The sequence below is a fragment of the Aquimarina brevivitae genome, from assembly GCF_004216895.1.
GTDB classification, from domain to species: domain Bacteria; phylum Bacteroidota; class Bacteroidia; order Flavobacteriales; family Flavobacteriaceae; genus Aquimarina; species Aquimarina brevivitae.
Genome location: NZ_SGXE01000005.1, coordinates 33,380 through 57,903, shown reverse-complemented (window position 1 = coordinate 57,903; position 24,524 = coordinate 33,380). Strand labels below are relative to the sequence as shown.

Sequence of the window (24,524 nt, the reverse complement as noted above, 5' to 3'; positions counted from 1 at the left end):
TCACATTTTACTTGGATTTGAAAAGCTTTTGCTTTCATTTTTGTATAAAAAACAATTTTATTGTTTTCGATCGAATCAATAATTAATTTACGGTTTACATATTGTAATAATATTATCATATTTGGGTTATAGTTAATAATAAAACAAGAAGATTATGTGTGGAATTGTATGTGCTTTTGACTTAAAGCAAAGTGCTGAAGCGTTGAGGCCTCAATTATTGGAAATGTCTAAAAAGGTAAGGCATAGAGGTCCAGATTGGAGTGGAATATATGCGGATGAAAAAGCAATCCTGGCTCATGAGCGATTAGCAATTGTTGATCCAGCTTCAGGAAAACAACCTTTATTTAGTGAAGATAAAAAACTGGTGTTAGCCGCGAATGGCGAAATATATAATCACAGAGCTATTAGAAAAACAATTGGTGATACTTACAATTTCTTAACAGAATCGGATTGTGAAGTTATCTTAGCTTTATATAGAGCGAAAGGAAGCGATTTTATAGATGAATTGAATGGTATTTTTGGATTTGCCTTATATGATGCTGAAAATGATGCCTATTTAATAGCCAGAGATCATATGGGTATTATTCCCTTATATATGGGCTGGGATCAAAATGGAACATTTTATGTTGCGTCAGAGTTAAAAGCATTAGAGGGGTATTGTACTAAAATTGAACTTTTTCCTCCTGGTCACTACTTGTACAGTAAAGAGGGCGAGCTTAAAAAATGGTATGTCCGCGATTGGCAAGAGTATGATGCCGTACAAGAAAATGAAACTAGCATTGCAGCCTTGAGAGAAGCATTAGAAGCTGCTGTGCACAGGCAATTAATGTCTGATGTACCTTACGGTGTCTTATTATCGGGTGGATTAGATTCATCGGTGACCTCTGCAATTGCTAAAAAATATGCAGAAAAAAGAATTGAATCCGATGATACTACTGCTGCCTGGTGGCCTCAATTACACTCTTTTTCTGTAGGGCTAGAAGGGTCTCCTGATTTAGCCGCAGCTAAAAAAGTAGCAGATCACATTGGAACTGTTCATCACGAAATTAAATTCACTATCCAAGAAGGTTTAGATGCTATTAAGGATGTGATTTATAACCTGGAGACTTATGATATTACAACAATACGCGCTTCTACACCTATGTATTTGATGGCACGAGTGATTAAATCCATGGGTGTAAAGATGGTGCTATCCGGAGAGGGTGCTGATGAATTGTTTGGCGGATATCTTTATTTTCATAAAGCGCCGAGTGCTAAGGATTTTCACGAGGAAACCGTTCGTAAATTAGATAAATTACATATGTATGACTGTTTGCGAGCTAACAAATCTTTAGCAGCCTGGGGTATAGAAGGTAGGGTTCCGTTTTTGGATAAAGAATTTATGGATGTTGCTATGCGTATCAATCCGCAAGACAAAATGATTAATGGAGAGCGTATGGAGAAGTGGGTGATCCGCAAAGCATTTGAGTCATACTTGCCAGAAAGCGTGGCTTGGCGTCAAAAGGAGCAATTTTCGGATGGTGTTGGCTATAGTTGGATTGATACCTTAAAAGAGGTCGTTGAAAAAGAAGTTACGGATGAACAAATGGCGAACGCCCATTTTAGGTTCCCGATTCAGACACCTCAAAACAAAGAAGAGTTTTATTATCGTTCTATTTTTGAAAGTCATTTTCCTAGTGATGCTGCAGCCTTGAGCGTACCACAAGAAGCATCTGTTGCCTGTAGTACTAAAATAGCATTAGAGTGGGATGAAGCTTTTAAAAACATGAATGATCCAAGCGGTAGAGCAGTAGCCAATGTGCATACCGATGCTTATCAAAAAAAACAGGAATTGGTCGTATGAAGAGTTGCAACAAGAGCTTAGTTGCAAGTTGAGTTAATTGAGTTGAACACCTTTAGGCCACTAAAGGTGTTCTTTGCGTTGAAATACACCTAAAACAAAACGATTAGAGCACTTATTTATAGCGTCCGCATTTTGTTAGATTTATCTTAAATTCAATTTAAGCTGTTTTTTAGCCTTTTTAAGCCGTTATTTTTAAAATACAGTAGTCAATCTTAATTAATTGTTGATAACTCTTTAAATCATCTTTAATAAATTACTTTTAAGAGTTAACTGTTTTTTTATCTTTGTTCGTTGACCAAAATTATAGAAAAATAAAGCTGGTTTTATGAGCGAAGAAAATAAGAAAAAGGGATACTCCGCAGATAGTATTCAGGCATTAGAGGGAATGGAGCATGTACGTATGCGTCCATCCATGTATATTGGAGATGTAGGTGTACGAGGTTTGCATCATCTGGTATATGAAGTAGTAGATAACTCTATTGATGAAGCCTTAGCGGGTTATTGTGATACTATAGGGGTTATTATTAATGAGGATAACTCTATTACCGTAAAGGATAATGGTCGAGGTATTCCTGTAGAATTACACAAAAAAGAAGGCGTCTCTGCTCTAGAAGTGGTAATGACCAAAATCGGAGCAGGTGGTAAGTTTGATAAAGATTCTTATAAAGTATCTGGTGGATTACACGGGGTAGGGGTATCTTGTGTAAATGCATTATCAGAGCACTTACACGCCAAAGTTTACAGAGATGGTAAAGTTTGGGAACAAGAATATGAGCGTGGAAAAACCCTATATCCTGTGAAGTCAACTGGTGACTCTGATGACAGAGGTACTTTAGTTACTTTTAAGCCAGATACCACTATATTTCAACAAACTACAGAGTATAACTATGATACTTTAGCAAGCCGTATGCGAGAGCTTGCTTATCTAAATAAAGGAATTCGGATTACGTTGACTGACATGCGTCATAAGGACGATGATGGAAATGTAGTTTCAGAAGAGTTCCATTCTGAAGAAGGATTGAAGGAATTTGTTAAGTTTTTAGACTCAAGTCGAAATCCGATCATCAGTGCTGTAATTTCTATGGAAGGAGAAAAGAATGATATTCCTGTTGAGGTGGCAATGGTGTATAACGACTCTTATGCGGAGAATTTACATTCCTACGTAAACAATATAAATACGCACGAAGGAGGAACCCATTTATCCGGTTTTAGAAGAGGGTTAACCACTACATTAAAAAAGTATGCAGATGCTTCTGGAATGTTGGATAAATTAAAGTTCGAGATTTCTGGAGATGATTTTAGAGAAGGATTGACTGCGATTGTTTCTGTTAAAGTTGCTGAACCACAATTCGAAGGGCAAACCAAAACAAAATTAGGTAACCGAGAGGTAACGTCTGCAGTTTCTCAGGCAGTTTCTGAGATGTTAGAGAATTACCTGGAGGAAAATCCTTCGGACGCAAAAACGATTGTAGAGAAAGTTATTTTGGCGGCACAGGCCAGACACGCAGCTAAGAAAGCACGTGAGATGGTACAGCGAAAAACTGTGATGAGTATCGGAGGACTTCCTGGAAAGCTTTCGGATTGCTCTGAGCAGGATCCAGCAATGTGCGAAGTATTCTTAGTAGAGGGTGACTCTGCAGGGGGTACTGCAAAACAAGGAAGAGATCGTAATTTTCAGGCTATACTACCATTAAGAGGTAAAATTCTTAACGTAGAAAAAGCAATGAATCACAAGGTTTTTGAAAATGAAGAAATTCGAAACATTTTTACAGCCCTCGGGGTAACCATTGGTACGGAAGAGGATAGTAAGGCGTTGAATATTTCTAAGTTGAGATATCATAAGGTAATTATAATGTGTGATGCCGACGTGGATGGTAGCCACATTTCGACCCTAATATTGACGTTCTTCTTCCGATATATGAAGGAACTAATTGAAAATGGACACGTGTATATTGCAGCACCACCATTATACCTGGTAAAAAAGGGTAATAAAAAAGAATATGCGTGGAATGATAAACAGCGGGATGCATTAGTGCGTGAATATGGCGAAAACTCAAAGATTCAACGATATAAAGGTCTTGGAGAGATGAATGCAGAGCAGTTATGGGATACCACTATGAATCCTGAATTTAGAACCTTAAGACAAGTAAACATAGATAATCTAACGGAAGCAGATCGTATTTTCTCTATGTTGATGGGAGATGAAGTTCCGCCACGTAGAGAATTCATCGAAAAAAATGCAGTCTATGCAAATATTGATGTGTAAACCACATCTTGGATCATATTTTACAAAAAAATCCGTTAACTAATTGTTAATGGATTTTTTTTATCTTGCAACGCCTTATAAACCCAAAATCTATGAAGAAGCTTTTGTTGCTATGGATGGTACTAGTGTGTACGATTACTTTTGGTCAAAATGATATTGATCAAATATTAGAAATTGGTATTGAAAACGCTCAGCGATTTAGTCAGGATTATTTTGACGCTCCAGGGGAATCGTTAATCAACAATATGTCTAATGGATGGTATAATACCGCAAAGGTTAAAAAGCTGTGGGATTTTGAAGTTGGTTTTGTAGGTAATCTTTCTTTTGTTAGAGAAGAAAAGAAAAATTTTATACTTGATGTAAACGACTACCAGGACTTATCCTTCAGTAGTGGAGTAACGCGTGTCTATGTCAATAATGGTTTTGGGATGAATACAGAGGGAATTTCTGTGATTATTAATGAAGGGCAGGCTTCACAGACCGAAGTAGTTTTACCAGATGGTTTTAGTGGACAAGAGATTAATTCCGTTCCCGGAGGGTTTATACAAGCCTCTATAGGACTGATCCATAGTACAGAGATAAAACTTCGCTTTTTTCCTAAATATGAAATCAGAGAAAATACTAAAGTACAGATATACGGGGTTGCTTTTCAGCACGAAATTACAGATTGGTTTTTTCCAACAAAACGATGGCCAGTACGTATCGCCTCATTATTAGGGTATACTAATGTTAAAGGGTTTTATGATCTTACTACGGCTAGTGGAGTACCAGGCAGTGAGCAAGAGATTACCTTAAATTCTAATTCTTGGTTATTAGCTTCGATTGTTTCTACAAAAATGAAAACCCTAAATTTCTATGGAGGTATAGGTTATTATTTTGGTTCTAATGAAGCTAATTTATTGGGAACGTACCAAATTCAAAATGGACCATTTGCTTCTACTGTGGTTACAGATCCAATTCGTGTAACGGGTAAAGCTAAGGGATTAAAAGCCAATATTGGTGCCCGTGTGGCTTATGGTGTCTTCAAGGCAAACCTGGATTACTCCCTTCAAAACTACAAGAATTTAAGTTTAGGTCTCCAAATCGGATGGTAAACTCCGTCTGTTGTAGTTTAAAAAATAATTAAACCTGTAATTTATCAAGGGTTATACTGCATTAATTTGTATTTTCGCGAAACAAATTAAGTTTAATTTCAAACAAACAGATATACAATGAAAGTTACAGTAGTAGGGGCAGGTGCAGTAGGCGCAAGTTGTGCTGAATACATCGCTATAAAAAATTTCGCTTCAGAAGTAGTATTGTTAGACATCAAGGAAGGATATGCAGAAGGAAAAGCAATGGATCTTATGCAAACCGCTTCTTTAAATGGTTTTGATACAAAAATTACAGGAACTACTAACGATTATGCTAAAACTGCAGGAAGTGATATTGCTGTAATTACATCGGGTATTCCAAGAAAACCGGGTATGACCAGAGAGGAATTGATTGGAATTAATGCAGGTATCGTTAAAACGGTTTCGGCTAATTTAATTGAACACTCTCCAAATGCTATCATTATTGTGGTTAGTAATCCGATGGATACAATGACGTATTTAGTGCATAAAACCACAGATTTACCTAAAAATAGAATTATTGGTATGGGTGGTGCTTTAGATAGCGCACGTTTTAAATACAGATTAGCAGAAGCTTTAGAAGCGCCTATATCTGATGTAGATGGTATGGTTATCGGTGGACATAGTGATACAGGTATGGTGCCATTGACTAGGCTAGCGACTCGTAATAGTGTACCTGTTTCTGAATTCATTTCAGAAGAGCGTTTAGAGCAAGTTGCTGCCGACACTAAAGTAGGCGGTGCTACCTTAACTAAATTACTAGGTACTTCTGCGTGGTACGCACCTGGAGCAGCGGTTTCTGGATTAGTTCAGGCTATCGCTTGTGATCAAAAGAAAATATTCCCTTGTTCAGTATTACTTGAAGGTGAATTTGGATTAAATGATATCTGCATCGGAGCACCGGTAGTATTAGGACGTAACGGTATCGAAAAAATAGTAGAGATTGACTTAAGTGATGCTGAAAAGAATAAGTTGACAGAAAGTGCTGAAGGCGTTAGAAAAACTAACGGGCTTTTAGAATTTTAATACAGCAATTGAATTATATTCTATTTTAGGCCATCTATTCAGATGGCCTAAGTTTTATAAGACCATTACCTACTATTTATGAGAATTTCAATATCATTATGTTCTGCAGTTATTTCGTTGTTCCTGGTTAACTGTAATTTGCAGCCTAAGCCAGATAAATTTATATCACTTAAGCTAGCCATAGTAAAGCCTGAAGAAGCTGAGCAGAAAAAAACAGCTATTATCGAACTAAAATCAAGATGCGATAAAATAGGCATTGATTGCCGGGTATATGAAGATAAAAATAACCTTTTGGCAGTGGAATTGAAAACTAATATTGGAGTTGATAGCGCCAAAAAATTATTGTTAAGCACTGTGGATTTAGGTTTTTATGAGGTGTATCATTTAGATGAGATGATGCCTTATTTTATAGAACTAAACACCTTAGTTTCTGAATTAGAGGACAAAGAAAATGTATTCTTTGAAAAAGTTGTTAGTCAGGGCTATGTTGGTGGACCTCAATTGTTGACTTTCTCTGTAAAAGATACAACTGCTATTTCAAACTACCTTAGCTATAAAGAGGTATACCCTAAGCTACCTGTTTCTAAAAAAGATTTGTTATTTGCTTGGGGATTATCAAAAAGTAAATCAGAAGAATTAGCATTGTATGCTTTAAAAAAGGATAAAAAAAGAAGAGGTTCCATTATTTCTGGGAAAAGGATTAAAAGGGCTTTTCAAAGCTATAATTCTTTAGATCAGCCTGTGATTTCTATTGAAATGGATGAAAAAGGAGCATTAGAGTGGAAGGAGTTAACCACAAAAGTTTTTAGAGATCATTCGCAAATTGCTATTGTAATAAATGGAACTGTATATTCAGCACCTGGAGTAAGCAGTCCAATTGAAGGAGGTAGATCCGAGGTTTCAGGTCAGTTTACCGTACAAGAGGCTAAGGATTTAGCTTTTTTAATCGAATCGGGTAATATACCAACATTAAAAGTGTTAACTGAAGAAGTTAATAAATTGAATTAATCACTGAAATGCTTAGTATATTAGATTGGAGCTGTTAACCTTTAGATTATTGTCTGATAAAAATGCGCAGGGCTAGTTTATTGTAAATATCCAACAATCATTTCTTCCAACAATCCAGAAGAAGAAGGAGGACCAAACTTTATGAGCGTAGTACCTTCTTTGTTGATAAGTATAAATCTTGGAATTGACCAACCGACTACTTCTTTGCCATTTTCCTCAAATACTTCTGAAATATAGGTAATAATTTCACTATCCATCGGCACTATAAAATGATTGTTTTTTGATTTTTTCTTTTTTAAATAGGTTTTCCATTTCTCTTTATCCTGATCTAATGAGATGTAGAAAACATCCAGTTGATCGCTAAATTTTGTAGCTATTTCCTCAACATAAGGAGATTCTTTAATACAAGGTTGGCACCATGTAGCCCAAAGATCAATTAAGGTTACCTTATTAAGTTTGTCTTTAAGCACTACTTCTTTGTTTTCTTCTAAGCTATATGCATTAGGTAATGGAAATTTTTCTTGGGCAAGACCGCTTACTGCAACTAAGTAAACGATAACAATGAATTTTTTCATAGGATTGAATTTAAGCCTGTTAAAATAGTGATTGATATACTATTAAAAAATAAAAAAAGAAGCTAATTTCTATTTAGATAATGTTTTTGCATTAGGTTTTAATCTTTTATATTTGCCGCATGTCTAAAAAATGGTGTATATGGACTTTCCTTACAGCGCTTGTTTTGCTCATCGCAATTCAAGAGCGTGTTGACGCACCAAATCAAGAGATTATCCTTCATTTTCAAAGCGGTGATACCAATACTAATGAGGTTGCCGTTACTTTAGCTGCCGTAAAAGAACAACTGGCTCTGGTGGGTATTGAACCTGTTGCTGTAGTAAAGGATGAGGCAAACGGTATTGTTAGAATCCAATATTACAGTAGCCAAAAGGTTGAAGTCGTTAAGAATATTTTTTCGGGTAAAGACCCAATAGCTCTTCAGCATTTGGTGTATGACGCCAATGACAAGAATAACAATCCAATTCCTCAAGATCAAAAAGATGTACATGATTTAAGTATCAGCGTTCTTGAGATTCAACCTGTTTCGGGATTAGGAAATTTAGAATTTAACTGTATTCAGGTACCGGAAATTAAGTTTAGAACAGAAGGAAATCTGCATACTTATCTGTGGGCACTATCCGGAAATATTTCGCTTCCTAGACCAACAGTGTTGCAGGAAACCAAGATCAAGATCAATACTACTTTTGTAGTAAACATACACGAACGAACATACAGTATTCCTCAGGTCCGAGCGGGCCCCTTAGCATAGACTATTTTTATACTACAACTTAGTGCGAATTGAAAGTTACTTAAGATAGCTTCATAATTGAGACGCACTACACAACAAGAACACAACAAATTATTAATAATCTAACCGCCGGTGTATGTTATTTGCAACTACATATGCGGGCTTAATTAAATTTAAAAAATGCAAAACAAAGGTATCGTTAGGATATTTGCGATTTTATTTGGTTTGGTATGTATATACCAGTTATCGTATACGTATATAACCTATTCAGTAGAAAGCGAAGCTGAAGCTTATGCTGTGCAGCAAATTCCAGAAAGTGTAGAGAATTACTCTAAATTAAGAGAAACTGCAGAAAAAGAATATTTAGACTCTATCGGTAAAGATCCCATCTTTGCGGGAATTACTTATAATGACGCAAAAACTAAAGAACTTCAAAAAGGTCTTGACCTTAAGGGGGGGATCAATGTTATCCTACAAATATCAGTAAAAGATGTATTGAAAGGATTAGCTAATGACTCTAAAGATCCAGCATTTAATCAGGCGTTACAAGCGACTGATGAGGTGCAAAAGAACAGTCAAAATACCTATATTGATGATTTCTTTACTGAGTTTGAAAAAATACCAGATGCTAAATTAGCGTCTCCGGATATTTTTGCGAATAAAAACTTAAGTGATGATATCACTTATAATATGTCTAATGACGAGGTAAAACCAGTATTACGTAGAAAGATAGATGAGTCAATTGAATCTGCTTTTGAAGTTTTACGTAAACGTATTGATAAGTTTGGGGTTACGCAACCAAACATCCAACGTTTAGGAGAGTCTGGTCGTATCTTAGTGGAATTACCAGGAGCTAAGGATGTAGATCGAATTAAAAAACTATTGCAAAGTACAGCTCAGTTGGAGTTTTGGGATGTATATAAAATGGAAGAGGTTTTTCCTTTCCTTTTTGCTGCTAATAATTACCTAAAAGAGCAGGCAGATAATGTAAAGAACGAGGTTGCAGAGGAGCAACAAGATGCTGAAGTTGTAGCTGATTCTGCTGAGGTTGATTCTACAACAGTAGATTCTACAAAAACAGACGAGGATCAAGCGATTGAAGATTTATTAGCAGATGCAGAGGATTCAACTGATGTGGAAGCACAAGTGAATCCTTTATTTGATCTTATCGCTGGTCAAGGTGGACAAGGTGGTCCAGTAGTAGTTACTGTAGCAATAAAAGATACGGCTCAATTTGGTTCTTATTTAAGAGATCCGAAAGTAAGAGCTTTATTACCGGCAGATCAAAAATACTTAAGATTTGCTTGGGGTATGCAGGCCAAAGGGTCAGAATTTGTAGATCTGTATGCCTTAAAAGGCAATAGAGATAATCAGCCCGAATTAAGTGGTGGTGTTATTACTGATGCCCGACAAGATTTTAACCAAATTGGTAAAGTTAGTGTTTCCATGCAGATGGATGGAAAAGGAGCGAAGAAGTGGGAAGAAATGACAGGTAGAGCCTTTAAACAAGGTAGTCAAATAGCAATTGTACTGGATAACATTGTATACTCTGCACCTGGTGTTACTACTGGTGCGATTAGTGGTGGAAGAAGTGAAATTACAGGAAACTTTACCGTAGAAGAAGGTAAGGATTTAGCAAACGTGTTACGTGCTGGTAAATTACCTGCTTCTGCTGATATTATTCAGAGTGAAGTTGTAGGTCCGTCGCTTGGACAAGAGGCTATTGATAGTGGTATTATGTCTTTTGCTATCGCTTTAGGACTAATTCTAATTTGGATGGTATTTTACTACGGAAAAGCAGGTGCCTTTGCCGATGTAGCCCTAGTAGTCAATATATTATTTATCTTTGGAATGTTAGCAGGATTACCCGGTGCAGTACTAACTTTACCTGGTATAGCAGGTATTGTATTAACCATCGGTATGTCGGTGGATGCTAACGTGCTTATCTTTGAAAGAATTCGCGAAGAATTAGCTCGTGGTAAGTCGCAAGCAGATTCTATCAAAGATGGATTTAGCAATGCCTTATCCTCAATTTTAGATGCTAATATCACCACTGGTCTTACCGGTCTAATCCTATTAGCATTTGGTACAGGACCTATTAAAGGATTTGCTACGACCTTATTAATTGGTATCCTTACCTCTTTATTTACAGCGATATTCATTACAAGATTATTTATCGATGGGTATGGTAAAAACGGTAAGGAATTAGCGTTCTCTACAGGCGTAACCAAAAACCTATTTAAAAATGTAAATATCAATTTCTTAGGAAAAAGAAAGATTGCTTACGTATTCTCCGGAATTCTGATCGTAATTGGTCTTGGATCATTGTTTACGCAAGGATTGGATCAAGGAGTTGATTTTGTAGGGGGTAGAACCTATACAGTAAGATTTGATAAGGATGTAGTTCCTACAGCAGTTGAAAAGGATCTAGTGGCTGCTTTTGGTAGTGCTGAAGCTAAAACGTTAGGTGCTAACAATCAGTTAAAGATTACTACAAAATATAAGATTGAAGAATCTGGAGAGCAGATTGATGCTGAAATAGCAAATATGTTATTTACGGCACTTCAACCACATTTACCTGGTGATCTAAGCTATGAGGAGTTCGCTATTGGCGAGGATGATAAAACCGTTGGTATTATGTCATCTATGAAAGTAGGACCAACGATTGCTGATGATATTAAAAAGGCAGCATTTTGGTCTGTACTAGGGTCGCTGATCGTAGTATTCCTTTATATCTTATTTAGATTTAGAAGATGGCAATTCAGTTTAGGAGCAGTAACTGCAGTATTCCACGATGTATTGGTTGTACTGGGGATATTCTCATTAACCTACAAATTTATGCCATTCAATATGGAGATCGATCAGGCATTTATTGCAGCCATATTAACAGTAATTGGTTACTCGCTGAATGATACTGTGGTTGTATTCGATAGAATTAGAGAATTCTTTAAGGAGCATAGTAGCTGGCCGTTGGCAGACCAGGTTAATGGTGCATTAAATAGTACGCTAAGCCGTACGTTGAACACCTCATTAACTACCTTATTAGTACTTATTGCAATCTTTATATTTGCAGTACCACTAAGAGGATTTATGTTTTCGTTGATCATAGGTGTAGTTGTGGGTACTTACTCATCATTATTTATTGCTACTCCAATTATGACAGATACGGTAAGTAAAATTGGATTAAAAGAAAAGAAAAAAGCAGATGCCTAAGCATCGGTTTTTAGAACACTAAAAAAAACGTCCTGAACTATTCAGGACGTTTTTTGTTATGCTAAATTATAGTCGTTATTTTATTTTTTTAAAGGCTACGGAATCTCCTTTTTGAAGGTTCCATTGCTCTGACAACCCAGCATTAACTTCTAGCACATATCTCGCTGGTCCTTCGGACAACAACGATTTTTCGTTCATCGGTGCTGCGTTTTTCTGTATGCTTACTACTTTATGATCTGAATTGAGGAATATCAAATCCAATGCGATTTGTGTGTTTTTCATATAAAATGACCTTGGCGCATCTTCTTCAAAAACAAACAACATTCCACGATTGGGTTCCATGGTTTTACGATACATCAGTCCGGTCTGTATTTCATATTCATTATCCGCAATCTCTATTTCTAGTTGTGTAATTTTGGTAGTACTACTGTCGTTAACTCTAAAGAGAGTAGCTTCGCCTTCTTTAGTAAAATTTACTTCTTGGGTGAGATTTTTATCGGATTTTGAATCGTTTTTGCACGCATAGAAAAAAAGTGATAAGCCTAAGAGTACAATAGGGGTTTTTATGGTATGCATAGCTTTTGGGGTTAAATAGTACTGCAAACTATTAGTGTTATTGAATATGGTCTAATGGTCTAAAAATGAATACTAGTGGATACTAAGTAATCTCATTTTCTAACTTAAATGTACGTTTTTCTTCGCTAATTTTTTATGATAAAGATCAAAAACAGTTACTAAATTTATGTAATTGATAAAAAATAAGGGTGAATTTTATGGTTTTACTAAGTATTGTTCAGTTTGCTAGATGAAAATGCCCTCCCTTAGCGACTTTGTTTAGCTAAGAGAAGGCAATTACTTTAATTCGCTGACCAATCAATTTTTCTGGAGATCATCATAACAGTTCCGAGAATGATAAATAGTCCGATGCTCCCCACTAGTAAGGCATAATTTTCTAGTTGAATAATCACAAATATGAACCCGTACAAAGCCGTTAGCGAGGCTGCTACAAATAGCGGAAACTTCAAGCCTTTTAAAACAGCTTTACTGTAGATACTTATTAATGTAATTACCGATAATCCTGCAATTAAATAGGCAATACGAAAAGAACTGTGTTCTGATATAGAAATCAACAAGGTATAAAACATAGTTAAAGCTAGTCCAATCATTAAATATTGAAACGGGTGAATAGTTACCTTGCTGATACTTTGGATTAAAAAGAAAACTAAAAATGTCAAGGCAATAACCAGGTAGCCATATTTAGCAGCACGCTCGCTCTTTTGGTATTCATCTACCGGAATGAGTAAAGTAACTCCAAAAGCAGAGGATTCAATATCTGGAAGTGTTCCAAAAAATACCTGTTCGAAGTCTCGATTTATTTCTAAAACTTTCCAGTTGGCTTTAAATCCTTCTGAAGTAATTTGTTTGGTTTTTGTTTCAGGTAAGAAGTTACCATCAAAACTAGGCGTAGCCCAATCCGATTGCATACGTACTTTGGTTTCTTTTCCTACTGGGATAAAGCGAAGAGATTCACTACCATTCACAGTAAAATGTAGCTTAAAATCAATTGGGCCTTTCACAGCGAGGCTATCTTCCTTTAAAAATTGCGTCTCTAAGGTGCTTAATGAGCTGTTCTTTGCGTAGCGGGAGCGAAGCGGATAGGATTGATCCTTCAGTACAATATCCAAATTACTTTTTATTCCCTTTAGATTAGAAGATCGCAGTAGGATAGTTGCCTTATTCCATAAGATGTCATTCGGTTTTATACCTTGATTTTCAAAATTTGGACTTTCAAAGTTTCCGGTAAAGTCAATATCAGAAGTGTATACAACGGATTTGTAGATTCCCCGGCTCAATAATTCGGATTCAACATTCGTTGTAATGGACAATTCATTGGGAAAGAAATAAGCATATGCTGTTTCCACAATATTTTCTTCGGTATAAGATTTTGTCTTTTCGTCCCAAAGTTTAGCATTACGATGCGTTTGATACGGAACTTTGAGCACAGGTCCATAGAGCAATACTTCGTTACCCCATTTTGAATTGATTTCTTTAACCACTTCTTCTTGTCTAAATGATCTTTCGCGTATTAAACTTTCAATAAAAGATAGCGGTATCAACATAACAAGAATAAGAATGCCAATCATTGCCATACGGATGGTTAATGAGGTTTTGATCCATTGTCCAAATGATTTTTTTTGTGGAGGTGTGTTCATAGTATTATATTTTAGATTGAATTTTTGATGGTGTAGTATATTTTGGAAATAAATAATATAGTGTGATTAAAAAAGTTCCGAAAGCAAAAGTGTATAGGTAAGCTTGAAAATTATTTAGAGGGTGACTTACAATATATATAAGGTCTGTTAATAGCTCAAAAGGGTTATTTAGTATATCCCAGCTATTCCAGCGTAGTACTCTTCCTAAATAAATTCCAAATCCAGATAGATATAAGGAAAATATAATAATAAGGTGACTCAATAATCTAGAGGTTCTTTTGCACAAGCTTTGATGTACTAGTTGTATGGATCGAATACCAATCAATAAACCGTTCATTGCAAAAGTTGAGATTAATAGTGTGTCGTACCAGACTATGGTGGAGAGCTGATGTGTTAGGTGTTTAAAATCTGTTAGGATATAGGGGGCGTTAGGAAGAAAAAGTAACCAGCAGCCAAATACCAAATAAAAAGCTAAAGACCTTAGCTGAAAACGATTCAGGATATAAGAAAAGATATAAGGAATACAAGCTAAGAATAGGTTCCATATTAAAAATGTTAGAAAAAGAGAGTCTGTTTTTAATATACGGAGTGTAAGTAGCAATAGGCTAAAAAAAACTGCAGCAGTAAATCCTAATGTAAATTGAAGGTCTAGTTTGTTAGTAGTCATAGTACGGGATTTTTAATGATGATATGTATATAGCCTATAGCAATAGGAATATTGATGAGAAAGAGGAGTAGTGTTCTAAGATTCTCCTTATAATTCTGTAAATTGGTGATGGTATTTACCAGGATATGTATTAGCGTTATTGCATTTACAGCTAAAGCAATCAGGACATATAACAAGCCGCCAATCAATATGGCTTCAGCTCCAGTAGTTAGATAAAGTAGCAGTAGGGTAGAGCCTAGGATAAAGCTACTAGCTGCTACGGTTAGTGCTTTTTTATTGATTTCAAGTTGTATCTTCATAAGGATTGAATTAAAAAGGTAGATTGTAGTTTAGTAATATTGATGTTTAGCAATTTTTTATAGGGTAGATGATAGAACGGTAGGGCTTTTTTTCCTTTTTGATAGGCTTGTCTAAAGAATTTCCATTGTACAGGATAAAAGAAGGTGCCGATGAATAGTGTTCCTATCATAAAAAGGCTTCTTTTACCATTGCCTAATAGATAATACTGCATCGCAATTTCTTCTTTGACTGTAATACCAATATTGGTGAGCACGTGGAATACATCGTGATCTTCCAATTGCGGTTGGGACTCAAAATTATGTTGTAGTAAAAATGATCCCAGATGAAAACCCAGGCTCGTTTTGGGGTATTGCAGCAACTGTGCAATTGAAATGTCCCAGGGGGTTTTATGTTTACATAAGCGTTGATAGGGCATTTTGCCTAGCTCATATAGGGATTCAATTATAAATACTCTTATCATATAAAGTACTTTGAAATTCAAAGTAAATAGTTAAAAAAATTATTGTTTTAATAGTTTTTCGATGGCGTCTACGTGTTTTTGAAAGGCTTCACGGCCTTTTTTAGTAGCGCTATATCGTGTGTTTGGCTTACGTCCTATAAAGGATTTTTCCACCAAAATATAATCGTCTTTTTCTAAGGCTTTGGCGTGACTGGCCAGGTTACCGTCAGTTACGCCAAGCAATTCTTTTAAGGTTTTAAAATCAGCAAAGTCATTAACCATCAAGACCGACATAATACCCAGTCGGATCCTATGATCAAAAGCTTTATTGATATTGCTGATTATGTTTTTCATCTGTTCTATTGAAAAATCCTTGCAATGTTACTAAAATTTAAAAGTAACACTACTGCTCTTTAAAATAAATTAAACTACCATAAATAATGTGCATCACTCCAAATCCTGCTACCCAAAACCAAAAACCATAGCCAGGTAGCATAGCACAGATAAGTCCTAAGACAATTTCTATATACCCTAAATACTGCACGTTACCTATAGTATAACGCGAGGCGTTGACCAGTGCTAATCCATAAAAAATGAGCATCAATGAGCCTGTAAGCCCATAATGATTACTCGTTATTTTAATGAGAATATAAATTCCACCAGTAACCAGTGGAACTAAAAATGCGCCAATAAGTCTGCGCGAAGTAGCGTTCCAGAGAACTTCATGGTTCTTTTTAGCTTTGCGTGCACTTAACCATATGGCAGTTATGATACTCAGCAATGCCACTACGCCTAAATCGATGAGAACCCATCGAAAGGTAACTCCATCGAGTATCAAATAGTCTTTTCCGCTTATGCTTACTACATAATACGCTATTGCGGCTCCGATCAGGGCATAAAATCCGGCTAAAATACCAGATAACCCACTAAGAGAGAAAAACCGAGAGGATTTGTTCATCATATTTTTGATCTCGGAGATATCTTTTAAATAATCTTCTGTGCTCATATAAAAGTACTTTGAAAAACAAAGTAAGTTTAAATATTTTAAATATACAATAGTGATCGTAAAAAACTTAATTTTTATTTTTGAATAATGAACCCAGCTGAGGAGTACATATTAAGACAACCCGAACCTTATAAAAGCATGGTATTACAACTTCAGGTGGTGATTGAAAATGTATTACCTGAGGTGGAGCTGTTGTATAAATACAAAATCCCATTTTATTATATAGGGGGTAAACCATTTTGCTATCTCAACGTTACCAAAGGATATGTGGATGTGGGTTTTTGGAGTTCGGCGCATTTAACAAAGCATCAGGAGCATATGTACACCAAGGGTAGAAAAGTAATGAAGTCCTTGCGGTATTATACACCTGAAGCTATCCAAGAAGAGATTTTGATTGACGTACTACAAGAAGCTTATGCGGTTAGAGGGAAGGGGTTTTGGAAACCGCTTGATTAGTTGGTTTTAGCTACTATTTTTATTAGACTAATAATTACGTTAAGTGCAAAGAATACTTGCGCAATCAAAATGACTAGTGTAAGTATTAATGAACCCAAGGCTAGTCCACTAGGGAATATATATTCGTTTATTACGCTATGGTTAAATAAACCAAGTAATAATATTAAAACACTTCCAATCCAAGTGATATAGATATGAATAAGGATTAATGCCTGAAGTAGGTTGATTTTTAATACTTTAAAAATCCAATATAAAACACCCAATATTCCAAAAAATAGCGAAATCATTTTAGCGATATGCCAATAAGAAATCACATAATAGGTATCGTGAATATTGAGATCAAGCGTATTGTTACCAAACCAATATCCGAAAAGTAAGATTAATGGCACGGGAAGAAGGAAAATGAGATATGGGTATTTGATGACCTTTTTCATAACGTAAATGTAATCTATGTGTATTGAAGAAGCTATGTGATTTTAGAAAAGTTAATGTATTCTATTCTTTCAAATATTATGTGTCCTTCCTTTCAGCTTTCTTCTATTAAAATCACTTACTCTTGTCTGATCCTGTTTGTTTATGACAGCATAGATAAATACGGGTACTAGTAGAAAACCACCAACAATATAGATGACATAGTGACCTTTACTTGCGCTAAATATAGGACTAACAAAAAGAAAGGCAAGTGGTGTACCGATTAAAAATACCAAACCAGCAATGAGTTGTGCGAACTTAGAAGGTTTCGCATAAAACTCATCAGCAGTAAATGTTGATTGATGGTCACATTTTTTACAATTTAGGAGCTTTTGATCTCCTTCTTGCATGGCAAATTCTACTCTGGTGTAGGCGTTTGTTTTGTAACTTATTTCCTGAGCACAATGACTACATTTTACGAATACTTTCATTTGCCTTTTTTATAAGTTAATATTATTAATTACTTAAGGTCATTTCCATTTACTTTTTTATATTGAGATGTACAGCTGCCTCTTGAGTACCGTGATATGACTTGCCAAATTGTATGTCTAAATCATATTTGATATTGTAAAGATCAAGAATTTTATCGATTCTTTCTTTTTTGGATTTAGCTACTCTTAATTCCTGTAAATAAGAATTTAATGTGCCGAATCCCATAACAAAAGGCCCAAGAGACACACCCATAATTATAATAGGAACTGCAGATACTACTCGATTCCCCAACGCATATTTTCCCAGAAGAAATGCACTTGTAATAATGGCAATACCTACAAATACCATAACTACAAAATAGGCAATAGTCAAAGCTTTCTTTCTTTTTAATTGGTCGTACGTAATATTAATATCTTTTAATTGAGTTTCAAACTTGTCATTCAATTCTATTTTTGAGCAAGTCTTATTGAATTCCGGTTTTCTATCTGTAAGTGCACAAGTAGTACCTATTTTTAAATCAAATTGTTGATGATCGCATAATTCGCAATGGCTGGCTAAGTGGGGCATATGATTATGGTTAAGATGTACTAAGATGTAATAGTATTGTATTTTTTAATTTTTCTAATGCATACAACCCATATAGATCATACTTGATTTTATGTAGGCGTCTGGTATATGGGTTTGAACGTGATTTAATAATTTTTTCAAATCTTTATCAAAGTTTTGGGTGCTGGCAACCATAACAATATAATAACCTTTACTAAAGTTTTTATATCCATCGGACCATTCAATACTTACATAAATGCCATCATCATATCTGCCTCTTGGTATATAACAAGGGTATTCCCATCCATCACCTTCGCAGATTGATGCGGCCCAAGTCAGGCCTAACGTTTTATCATAAGCCTGTAACTCCCTTAAATCTAATTTAAGCGCTAATTTTTTAGATATGTCGTTAGCGTGATGAAAGGCTGCCTCGTAATTTTTAGTGGCGTATGTAATTAAAAAATACTTTTTAACCTCAGGATTAAAAGTTTCTGATTGTGCCTTTATGGATGCGTTACCCCATAAAAAAATACATAAAGCGGCGATTATTTTTTGCATAAAAGTTTTGGGGCTTATTGTAAAAGGTAAAATCAACTCCCTAACTCATTCACCACCTTGCGGATGGCCACCAAATTACTTAAGAGTTTTTCTAATTGATCCAGGTGTAACATATTGGCGCCGTCACTCTTGGCATTAGCTGGATCAAAATGAGTCTCCATAAATAAGCCATCTACTCCTGTTACAATACCCGCACGCGCAATTGTTTCGATCATATCTGGTCGACCTCCCGTTACTCCGCTAGACTGATTGGGTTGTTGTAGGGAGTGGGTAACATCCAATACCGTAGTTCCAAATTCTTTCATCGTAGGGATACCTCTAAAATCTACAATCATATCCTGGTAGCCAAACATGGTACCACGATCGGTGATCATCGCCTTGTCGTTACCACTGTCTTTTACCTTTTGTACGGCGTGCTTCATCGACTCCGGACTCATAAACTGTCCTTTCTTAAGGTTTACCGTTTTACCAGTCTCTGCCGCGGCAACGACTAAATCTGTTTGGCGTACTAAAAACGCAGGAATTTGTAAGATATCTACATATTCTGCCGCCATAGCAGCATCTTCATTTTCGTGTATGTCGGTGACGGTAGGAATACTAAACGTCTCTCCAACTTTGCGCAGAATTTGTAGTGCTTTTTCATCTCCAATACCCGTAAAACTATCGATACGGCTACGGTTAGCTTTTTTAAAGGAACCTTTAAAGACATAAGGAATCGCCAATTTATCAGTGATCTTAACTACTTGTTCTGCGATACGTAGTGCCATGTCTTCGCCCTCGATAGCACAGGGACCCGCCAATAAGAAAAAGTTATTGGCATCTAAATGTTTAAGGTTGGGGATATGTTGTAATTGCATCTTCTCTGTATTTAGTGATGCAAAGATAGTAGATTGTTTTTTTATACCATTAAAAACATTTGAGGGGCTAATTCCGCGTGAGGGATTGCAGTGGATATCTCGCTGGCTAGCCAGCGGAATAGTAGCGTAAAGCCCGACCCCAAGACAATGGGGGCACGCCCTGAAAATAAAAGCGAAACCATTAGGCAGGCTGACTACTTTTTTTATATTACAATTATTAGGATAGTAGTGTACAACCTGTAAAAATAAAACGTACCTTTGCACGCTTAAAAATGAGGCTATTATGACAGCTATAAAGAATATTGCAATTATTGCTCACGTAGACCACGGTAAAACTACGTTGGTTGATAAGATTATGTATCATTGTCAACTATTTAGAGAGAATGAGAATACCGGGGATTTGATCCTGGATAATAATGATTTGGAGCGTGAGCGAGGCATTACGATTACTTCTAAAAACGTTTCGGTTACCTACAAGGGAACCAAAATTAATATTATTGATACTCCTGGTCACGCCGATTTTGGTGGTGAGGTAGAGCGCGTATTGAATATGGCGGATGGTGTATTGTTGTTGGTGGATGCTTTTGAAGGCCCTATGCCACAGACCCGATTTGTACTACAAAAAGCGATTGACCTTGGTTTAAAACCATGTGTGGTTGTCAATAAAGTAGATAAGGAAAACTGTACGCCAGATGAGGTACACGAAAAAGTGTTTGACCTAATGTTTGAATTAGGGGCAGAAGAGTGGCAGTTAGATTTTCCTACCGTATATGGTTCTGCAAAGAACAATTGGATGAGTGAGGATTGGAAAAAACCATCTGACTCTATAGAACCCTTATTAGATATGGTGATCGAACATATTCCTTCTCCTAAGATCGAAGAGGGTACTACCCAAATGTTGATTACATCGTTAGACTTTTCTTCGTTTACAGGTCGTATTGCGATTGGTAGATTACAACGTGGTGGGCTTAAAGAAGGTCAGCAGGTTTCATTGGTAAAAAGAGATGGAACGATTAAAAAATCAAGAATTAAGGAAGTTCATGTTTTTGAGGGTTTAGGTCGTAGAAAGGTAGATGAAGTGCAGGCGGGTGATATCTGTGCTTTAGTTGGGCTTGAAGGTTTTGAGATTGGTGACACTGTTGCGGATTTTGAGAATCCTGAAGCCTTACAAACCATTGCTATCGATGAACCAACGATGAGTATGTTGTTTACCATTAATGATTCTCCATTTTTTGGAAAGGACGGTAAGTTTGTTACTTCTCGTCATATCAAAGAACGCTTGGAAAAAGAATTGGAAAAGAACTTAGCGCTACGCGTGCACAGTACCGATAGTGCAGATCGTTTTATGGTATACGGTCGTGGGGTATTACACTTATCCGTGTTGATTGAAACCATGCGTAGAGAAGGTTATGAATTACAGATTGGTCAACCACAGGTAATCATTAAAGAAATTGATGGTGTAAAATGCGAGCCAATTGAGGAGTTAACTATTGACTTACCGGAGCACGTATCTGGTAAGGCTGTTGAAATGGTAACGATGCGAAAAGGTGAAATGCTAAGTATGGAAGCGAAAGGAGATCGTATGGTATGCGAATTTTTAATTCCATCTCGTGGAATTATTGGATTACGTAATCAATTGTTAACCGCTACCGCTGGTGAAGCAATTATGGCGCACCGTTTTAAAGAATACCAACCGTTAAAAGGCGATATTCCTGGACGTATTAATGGTTCTTTAGTTTCTATGGAAAAGGGAACTGCGATTCCTTATTCTATTGATAAGTTACAAGAACGCGGAAAGTTTTTTATCGATCCGGGAGAAGATATTTACGAAGGTCAGGTAATTGGAGAGAACTCCAGAGGTGATGATATGGTAGTTAATGTTACTAAAACTAAAAAGTTAAGTAACGTAAGATCCGCTGGTGCGGATGATAAGGCAAAAATCGTTCCTGCAATAAAGTTTTCTTTGGAAGAAGCTCTAGAATATATCCAAAAAGATGAATATGTAGAGGTAACTCCTAATCACTTACGATTACGTAAGATTTTACTTACAGAAGTAGAGCGTAAGCGAAATAAAGCGATTTAATGTAAAGGTAATCGCTTGATTTAAAATTAAAAATCCCGGCTTTTGGCCGGGATTTTTTTCGATATTTTGGGGTAAAATTGGGGTAAAAATAATTTTGAAGGGCTAACTCTTTAATTATTTAACTATTTGAAAACAAATATGATACAAATATAAGCTCCTAAGTTGAACTTCACTTGTATAATCCTTTAAAATATCGGTAAAAAACAATAATTATCGACAAAAAACACTTTTTTGATGAATTTTAGTGAAAATTTAATAGTGGAGGGTATAGGATACTTGGCTTCTTTTTTGGTGCTGTTATCTTTTTTAATGCGTAATATCCGTAAGCTAAGAATGATCAATTCTTTAGGATGTATTACGTTTGTAATTTACGGGGTTTTACTTAATTGGTCTTGGCCAATTATCGTGACTAATGTGGCGATTACTTTTATAAACGCCTATTATTTATTTGTCAAAAAACAATATTAGTGGCTTCTCCCAATAATATTTACTATTTTTCCTTGATAAAGCAATAGTTTGAAGTTGTATTCTGTCCAAAAATATACTCCAGCGCATTATGAACAATGGAACAGTTTTGTAGCTGATGCCAAAAATGGAACCTTTTTATTCCATAGAGATTTTATGGAATATCACTCCGATCGATTTGAAGATCACTCCTTATTATTTTTTCATAAAGAGCAATTACGGGCAGTTTTGCCTGCTAATCGAGTAGGGGATACGCTTTATTCTCACCAGGGATTGACCTATGGTGGATTGGTATTGCACGATTGTGGAGGTAAAACCGTTCGAGATATCTTTCAGCAGTTGTGTACATATCTTAAAGGTAAAGGTTTTAAAAAATTAGAGGTTAAAGCTATTCCGCTGTTTTATCATCAACAACCGGCTAATGAGTTATATTTTGAAATTATTGATAAGGGTGGTCAACTATTTCGAAGAGATCTCAATCTGGCTATAGATTATCGCAATGAGCTGAAAATTCATAAAAGTAAAGTAAAGCATTTTAGAAAACGACAGGAGTTAGGATTTACAGTTTTGGAAACACCAGATGTAACCCCATTTTGGAATGAGGTACTTATTCCCAGACTTCAGGAAAAACATCAGGTACATCCTGTACATACTGTAGCTGAAATGAATTGTTTGCGTTCAAAATTTCCTAAGAATATCAAACAATACGAGATTTGGTTGGATGACAAGCTATTGGCAGGCATCACCACTTTTGAAACCGATACCGTTGTCAAATCACAATATGGAGCAACCACAGCTTTGGGAGAAAAGCATAGAGCCTTAGATTATTTATTCATCACCTTAATTGAAAAATACAAGGATTTAGGGTATCGTTACTTTGATATGGGCACAGTAACGGAAGGCAATATGGGATTACTAAAACAAAAGGAGGAATTAGGCTGCGCTATTTATACTCAAGATTTTTATGAACTCAAAGTTTAATACTTATTAACGGAATGCCAGCAGTCAAGATATTGTGCTGCGACTTTTTTATAATCGTGGTGTTGTTCCACAAACGCTCTCGCGTTTTCTCCTATTTTTTGTGCCCGCTCAGGTTGTAGAATTAGCGCTTCAAGCTGGTTAGCAATAGCATCTACATCGGGCTGTGTTGGGATCACCACTTGTTCTTTAAGATTGTAGTGCTGTTGAAAAGCATCGCCCGCGCCTGTAAAAACCACCTTGCCCATAGCCATAGCCTCTAAGGCATTAAACCCTTGATCGTGTGCAAATACTTGATCGAGTACAATATGGGCTTTTTGGAGCTGCGCAATGTATTCCTGGTAGGGCAGGCTTTCGGTGGTTATGATTTCTATTTTATGGTTGTATTTAGCTTTGATAATCGCCAAGGCTTTTTCAAAATAGTTATTTCCCTTTTTGTAATAATTGACCTTGTTAATGCCGTGAAAAATTAAAATCCTATCATCAATTTGTATGGGTTGATAACTAATCTTATCAATATTTATAGGATAAGGAATCATGGGTAATACCTTGGGGTGCTTTGCATAGGCAAGTTGGTATTCTACACTCGCAGGGATAACTCCAAGGATGTGTTCAAACATTAAGGAATGTGCATTTTTTTGAGCTTGTGTGACATACCTAAGGGTATGTTGATACCTTTTAATAAGCTTTTTGTTTTGTAAATAAGGGGTCATGGTACTGTAAGGCAATACATCAGTCATTAAAAAATTGATGAATACATAATCGTCAGAACAGCTGACTAAAAAAGCTTTTTGGTTATGTTGTAAGAGATAGCGAAGTATGTTTTTTTCTACCTTAAGTGAGATATTCAAGGGGGTTTCATTAATGAATTGAACGATATCAAATCCCGAAAGTTGTTTTTTTATTTGATTAAACCTAAGGTAAGTTTCTAACGATGCTATATCGAAGCGCGAAAGTTTATGAATAACTTTTCTGAGTATACTTAGGATACCATTACCTTTTAAAACCTTAGCGTCTATATTAAAATCTACAGGAAAATTTTTGAAAGAATCGCCGTGGCCCACAATAGTGACTTCGCAATTATGGTGCAAAAGACCTTCTTTTAATGAATTATGAAACCGGCTATATTCGCCTACTAAAAGTACTTTCATGCGCTAGTTAACGATCTTTTTTAATAAACTATGACTATTTTAGGTAATGCTGCTATATATGTATTAAAAAAAATATCTTTGCCGTAAAGGTATTTTATTAATAGGGAATAACAAATTAGTATTGAGTACCT

Annotated in this window: 25 protein-coding genes; 11 read left to right on the top strand and 14 right to left on the bottom strand. The window is 35.9% G+C overall.

The genetic code is table 11. From position 1 onward, the window contains the following. Positions 1-154: 154 nt before the first annotated feature. The 5 genes from asnB (at position 155) to EV197_RS14615 (ending at position 7,255) form a co-directional block, all read left to right on the top strand. On the top strand, positions 155-1,843 hold the full coding sequence (gene asnB, locus EV197_RS14635) for an asparagine synthase B (protein WP_130287548.1): 1,689 nt from the start codon (positions 155-157) through the stop codon (positions 1,841-1,843). A 325-nt stretch (positions 1,844-2,168) separates the two neighbouring features. After that, positions 2,169-4,109 (top strand): DNA topoisomerase (ATP-hydrolyzing) subunit B, encoded by a 1,941-nt coding sequence (gene gyrB, locus EV197_RS14630; RefSeq protein WP_130287547.1) that lies wholly within the window; start codon positions 2,169-2,171, stop codon positions 4,107-4,109. A gap of 92 nt (positions 4,110-4,201) precedes the next feature. After that, entirely contained in the window at positions 4,202-5,203 is a 1,002-nt protein-coding gene (locus EV197_RS14625; protein ID WP_130287546.1) for a DUF6588 family protein, read from the top strand. Positions 5,204-5,320: 117 nt separating this feature from the next. After that, positions 5,321-6,247 carry a malate dehydrogenase gene (gene mdh, locus EV197_RS14620; protein ID WP_130287545.1) on the top strand — a complete coding sequence of 309 codons (927 nt, stop codon included), beginning with the start codon at positions 5,321-5,323 and terminating at the stop codon, positions 6,245-6,247. Between the two features lie 78 nt (positions 6,248-6,325). Next, the gene (locus tag EV197_RS14615) at positions 6,326-7,255 is read left to right on the top strand and encodes a SecDF P1 head subdomain-containing protein (RefSeq protein ID WP_130287544.1); all 930 of its coding nucleotides are present in this window, start codon (positions 6,326-6,328) and stop codon (positions 7,253-7,255) included. Positions 7,256-7,332: 77 nt separating this feature from the next. Here the strand turns inward: EV197_RS14615 and EV197_RS14610 are convergent, their stop codons facing one another. Then, positions 7,333-7,830 carry a TlpA family protein disulfide reductase gene (locus EV197_RS14610; RefSeq protein WP_130287543.1) on the bottom strand — a complete coding sequence of 166 codons (498 nt, stop codon included), beginning with the start codon at positions 7,828-7,830 and terminating at the stop codon, positions 7,333-7,335. Between the two features lie 119 nt (positions 7,831-7,949). On the opposite strand from EV197_RS14610, the gene EV197_RS14605 reads away from it, so the two are divergent. Continuing rightward, positions 7,950-8,579 carry a hypothetical protein gene (locus EV197_RS14605; RefSeq protein ID WP_130287542.1) on the top strand — a complete coding sequence of 210 codons (630 nt, stop codon included), beginning with the start codon at positions 7,950-7,952 and terminating at the stop codon, positions 8,577-8,579. 159 nt (positions 8,580-8,738) lie between these two features. After that, on the top strand, positions 8,739-11,771 hold the full coding sequence (gene secDF, locus EV197_RS14600) for a protein translocase subunit SecDF (RefSeq protein ID WP_130287541.1): 3,033 nt from the start codon (positions 8,739-8,741) through the stop codon (positions 11,769-11,771). Positions 11,772-11,846: 75 nt separating this feature from the next. Here the strand turns inward: secDF and EV197_RS14595 are convergent, their stop codons facing one another. The 7 genes from EV197_RS14595 to EV197_RS14565 all read right to left on the bottom strand — a co-directional run bounded on the left by EV197_RS14595 (position 11,847) and on the right by EV197_RS14565 (position 16,396). Next, positions 11,847-12,347, bottom strand: coding sequence for a DUF192 domain-containing protein (locus EV197_RS14595; RefSeq protein ID WP_130287540.1), 501 nt, complete (start codon positions 12,345-12,347; stop codon positions 11,847-11,849). A gap of 281 nt (positions 12,348-12,628) precedes the next feature. Next, positions 12,629-13,984 (bottom strand): cell envelope integrity protein CreD, encoded by a 1,356-nt coding sequence (gene creD / locus EV197_RS14590; protein WP_130287539.1) that lies wholly within the window; start codon positions 13,982-13,984, stop codon positions 12,629-12,631. Positions 13,985-13,988: 4 nt separating this feature from the next. Then, positions 13,989-14,651: a DUF1361 domain-containing protein gene (locus EV197_RS14585; RefSeq protein WP_130287538.1), complete on the bottom strand. Its 663-nt coding sequence runs from the start codon at positions 14,649-14,651 to the stop codon at positions 13,989-13,991. Next, on the bottom strand, positions 14,648-14,950 hold the full coding sequence (locus tag EV197_RS14580) for a hypothetical protein (RefSeq protein WP_130287537.1): 303 nt from the start codon (positions 14,948-14,950) through the stop codon (positions 14,648-14,650). The genes EV197_RS14585 and EV197_RS14580 overlap by 4 nt, the downstream gene beginning before the upstream one ends. Continuing rightward, positions 14,947-15,411 carry a Coq4 family protein gene (locus EV197_RS14575; RefSeq protein WP_242610748.1) on the bottom strand — a complete coding sequence of 155 codons (465 nt, stop codon included), beginning with the start codon at positions 15,409-15,411 and terminating at the stop codon, positions 14,947-14,949. Before EV197_RS14575 ends, EV197_RS14580 begins: the two co-directional genes overlap by 4 nt. 39 nt (positions 15,412-15,450) lie before the next feature. Further along, on the bottom strand, positions 15,451-15,744 hold the full coding sequence (locus EV197_RS14570) for a winged helix-turn-helix domain-containing protein (protein ID WP_130287536.1): 294 nt from the start codon (positions 15,742-15,744) through the stop codon (positions 15,451-15,453). Between the two features lie 49 nt (positions 15,745-15,793). Beyond that, positions 15,794-16,396, bottom strand: a complete 603-nt coding sequence (locus tag EV197_RS14565) for a hypothetical protein (protein WP_130287535.1) — start codon at positions 16,394-16,396, stop codon at positions 15,794-15,796. An 87-nt stretch (positions 16,397-16,483) separates the two neighbouring features. Between EV197_RS14565 and EV197_RS14560 the strand changes: the two genes are divergently transcribed. After that, positions 16,484-16,852: a DUF1801 domain-containing protein gene (locus tag EV197_RS14560; protein WP_130287534.1), complete on the top strand. Its 369-nt coding sequence runs from the start codon at positions 16,484-16,486 to the stop codon at positions 16,850-16,852. Here the strand turns inward: EV197_RS14560 and EV197_RS14555 are convergent. The 5 genes from EV197_RS14555 to kdsA form a co-directional block, all read right to left on the bottom strand. Then, positions 16,849-17,286 (bottom strand): hypothetical protein, encoded by a 438-nt coding sequence (locus tag EV197_RS14555; RefSeq protein ID WP_130287533.1) that lies wholly within the window; start codon positions 17,284-17,286, stop codon positions 16,849-16,851. The genes EV197_RS14560 and EV197_RS14555 overlap by 4 nt on opposite strands. Positions 17,287-17,355: 69 nt before the next feature. Then, positions 17,356-17,754 (bottom strand): DUF4395 domain-containing protein, encoded by a 399-nt coding sequence (locus EV197_RS14550; RefSeq protein ID WP_130287532.1) that lies wholly within the window; start codon positions 17,752-17,754, stop codon positions 17,356-17,358. Positions 17,755-17,803: 49 nt separating this feature from the next. After that, entirely contained in the window at positions 17,804-18,322 is a 519-nt protein-coding gene (locus EV197_RS14545; RefSeq protein ID WP_130287531.1) for a UbiA prenyltransferase family protein, read from the bottom strand. A gap of 54 nt (positions 18,323-18,376) precedes the next feature. Further along, positions 18,377-18,859 carry a hypothetical protein gene (locus EV197_RS14540; RefSeq protein ID WP_130287530.1) on the bottom strand — a complete coding sequence of 161 codons (483 nt, stop codon included), beginning with the start codon at positions 18,857-18,859 and terminating at the stop codon, positions 18,377-18,379. A gap of 32 nt (positions 18,860-18,891) precedes the next feature. After that, positions 18,892-19,716, bottom strand: coding sequence for a 3-deoxy-8-phosphooctulonate synthase (kdsA, locus tag EV197_RS14535; RefSeq protein ID WP_130287529.1), 825 nt, complete (start codon positions 19,714-19,716; stop codon positions 18,892-18,894). A 283-nt stretch (positions 19,717-19,999) separates the two neighbouring features. On the opposite strand from kdsA, the gene typA reads away from it, so the two are divergent. The 3 genes from typA to EV197_RS14520 all read left to right on the top strand — a co-directional run bounded on the left by typA (position 20,000) and on the right by EV197_RS14520 (position 23,245). After that, positions 20,000-21,799, top strand: coding sequence for a translational GTPase TypA (gene typA, locus EV197_RS14530; RefSeq protein WP_207224221.1), 1,800 nt, complete (start codon positions 20,000-20,002; stop codon positions 21,797-21,799). 234 nt (positions 21,800-22,033) lie between these two features. Next, on the top strand, positions 22,034-22,267 hold the full coding sequence (locus tag EV197_RS14525) for a uroporphyrinogen decarboxylase (RefSeq protein ID WP_130287527.1): 234 nt from the start codon (positions 22,034-22,036) through the stop codon (positions 22,265-22,267). A gap of 48 nt (positions 22,268-22,315) precedes the next feature. Then, complete coding sequence (locus EV197_RS14520) at positions 22,316-23,245, top strand: GNAT family N-acetyltransferase (RefSeq protein ID WP_130287526.1); 930 nt, start codon at positions 22,316-22,318, stop codon at positions 23,243-23,245. On the opposite strand, the gene EV197_RS14515 is transcribed toward EV197_RS14520, so the two are convergent. Then, positions 23,242-24,393, bottom strand: coding sequence for a glycosyltransferase (locus EV197_RS14515; protein ID WP_130287525.1), 1,152 nt, complete (start codon positions 24,391-24,393; stop codon positions 23,242-23,244). The two genes, EV197_RS14520 and EV197_RS14515, sit on opposite strands and share 4 nt — an antisense overlap. Between the last annotated feature and the right edge of the window lie 131 nt (positions 24,394-24,524).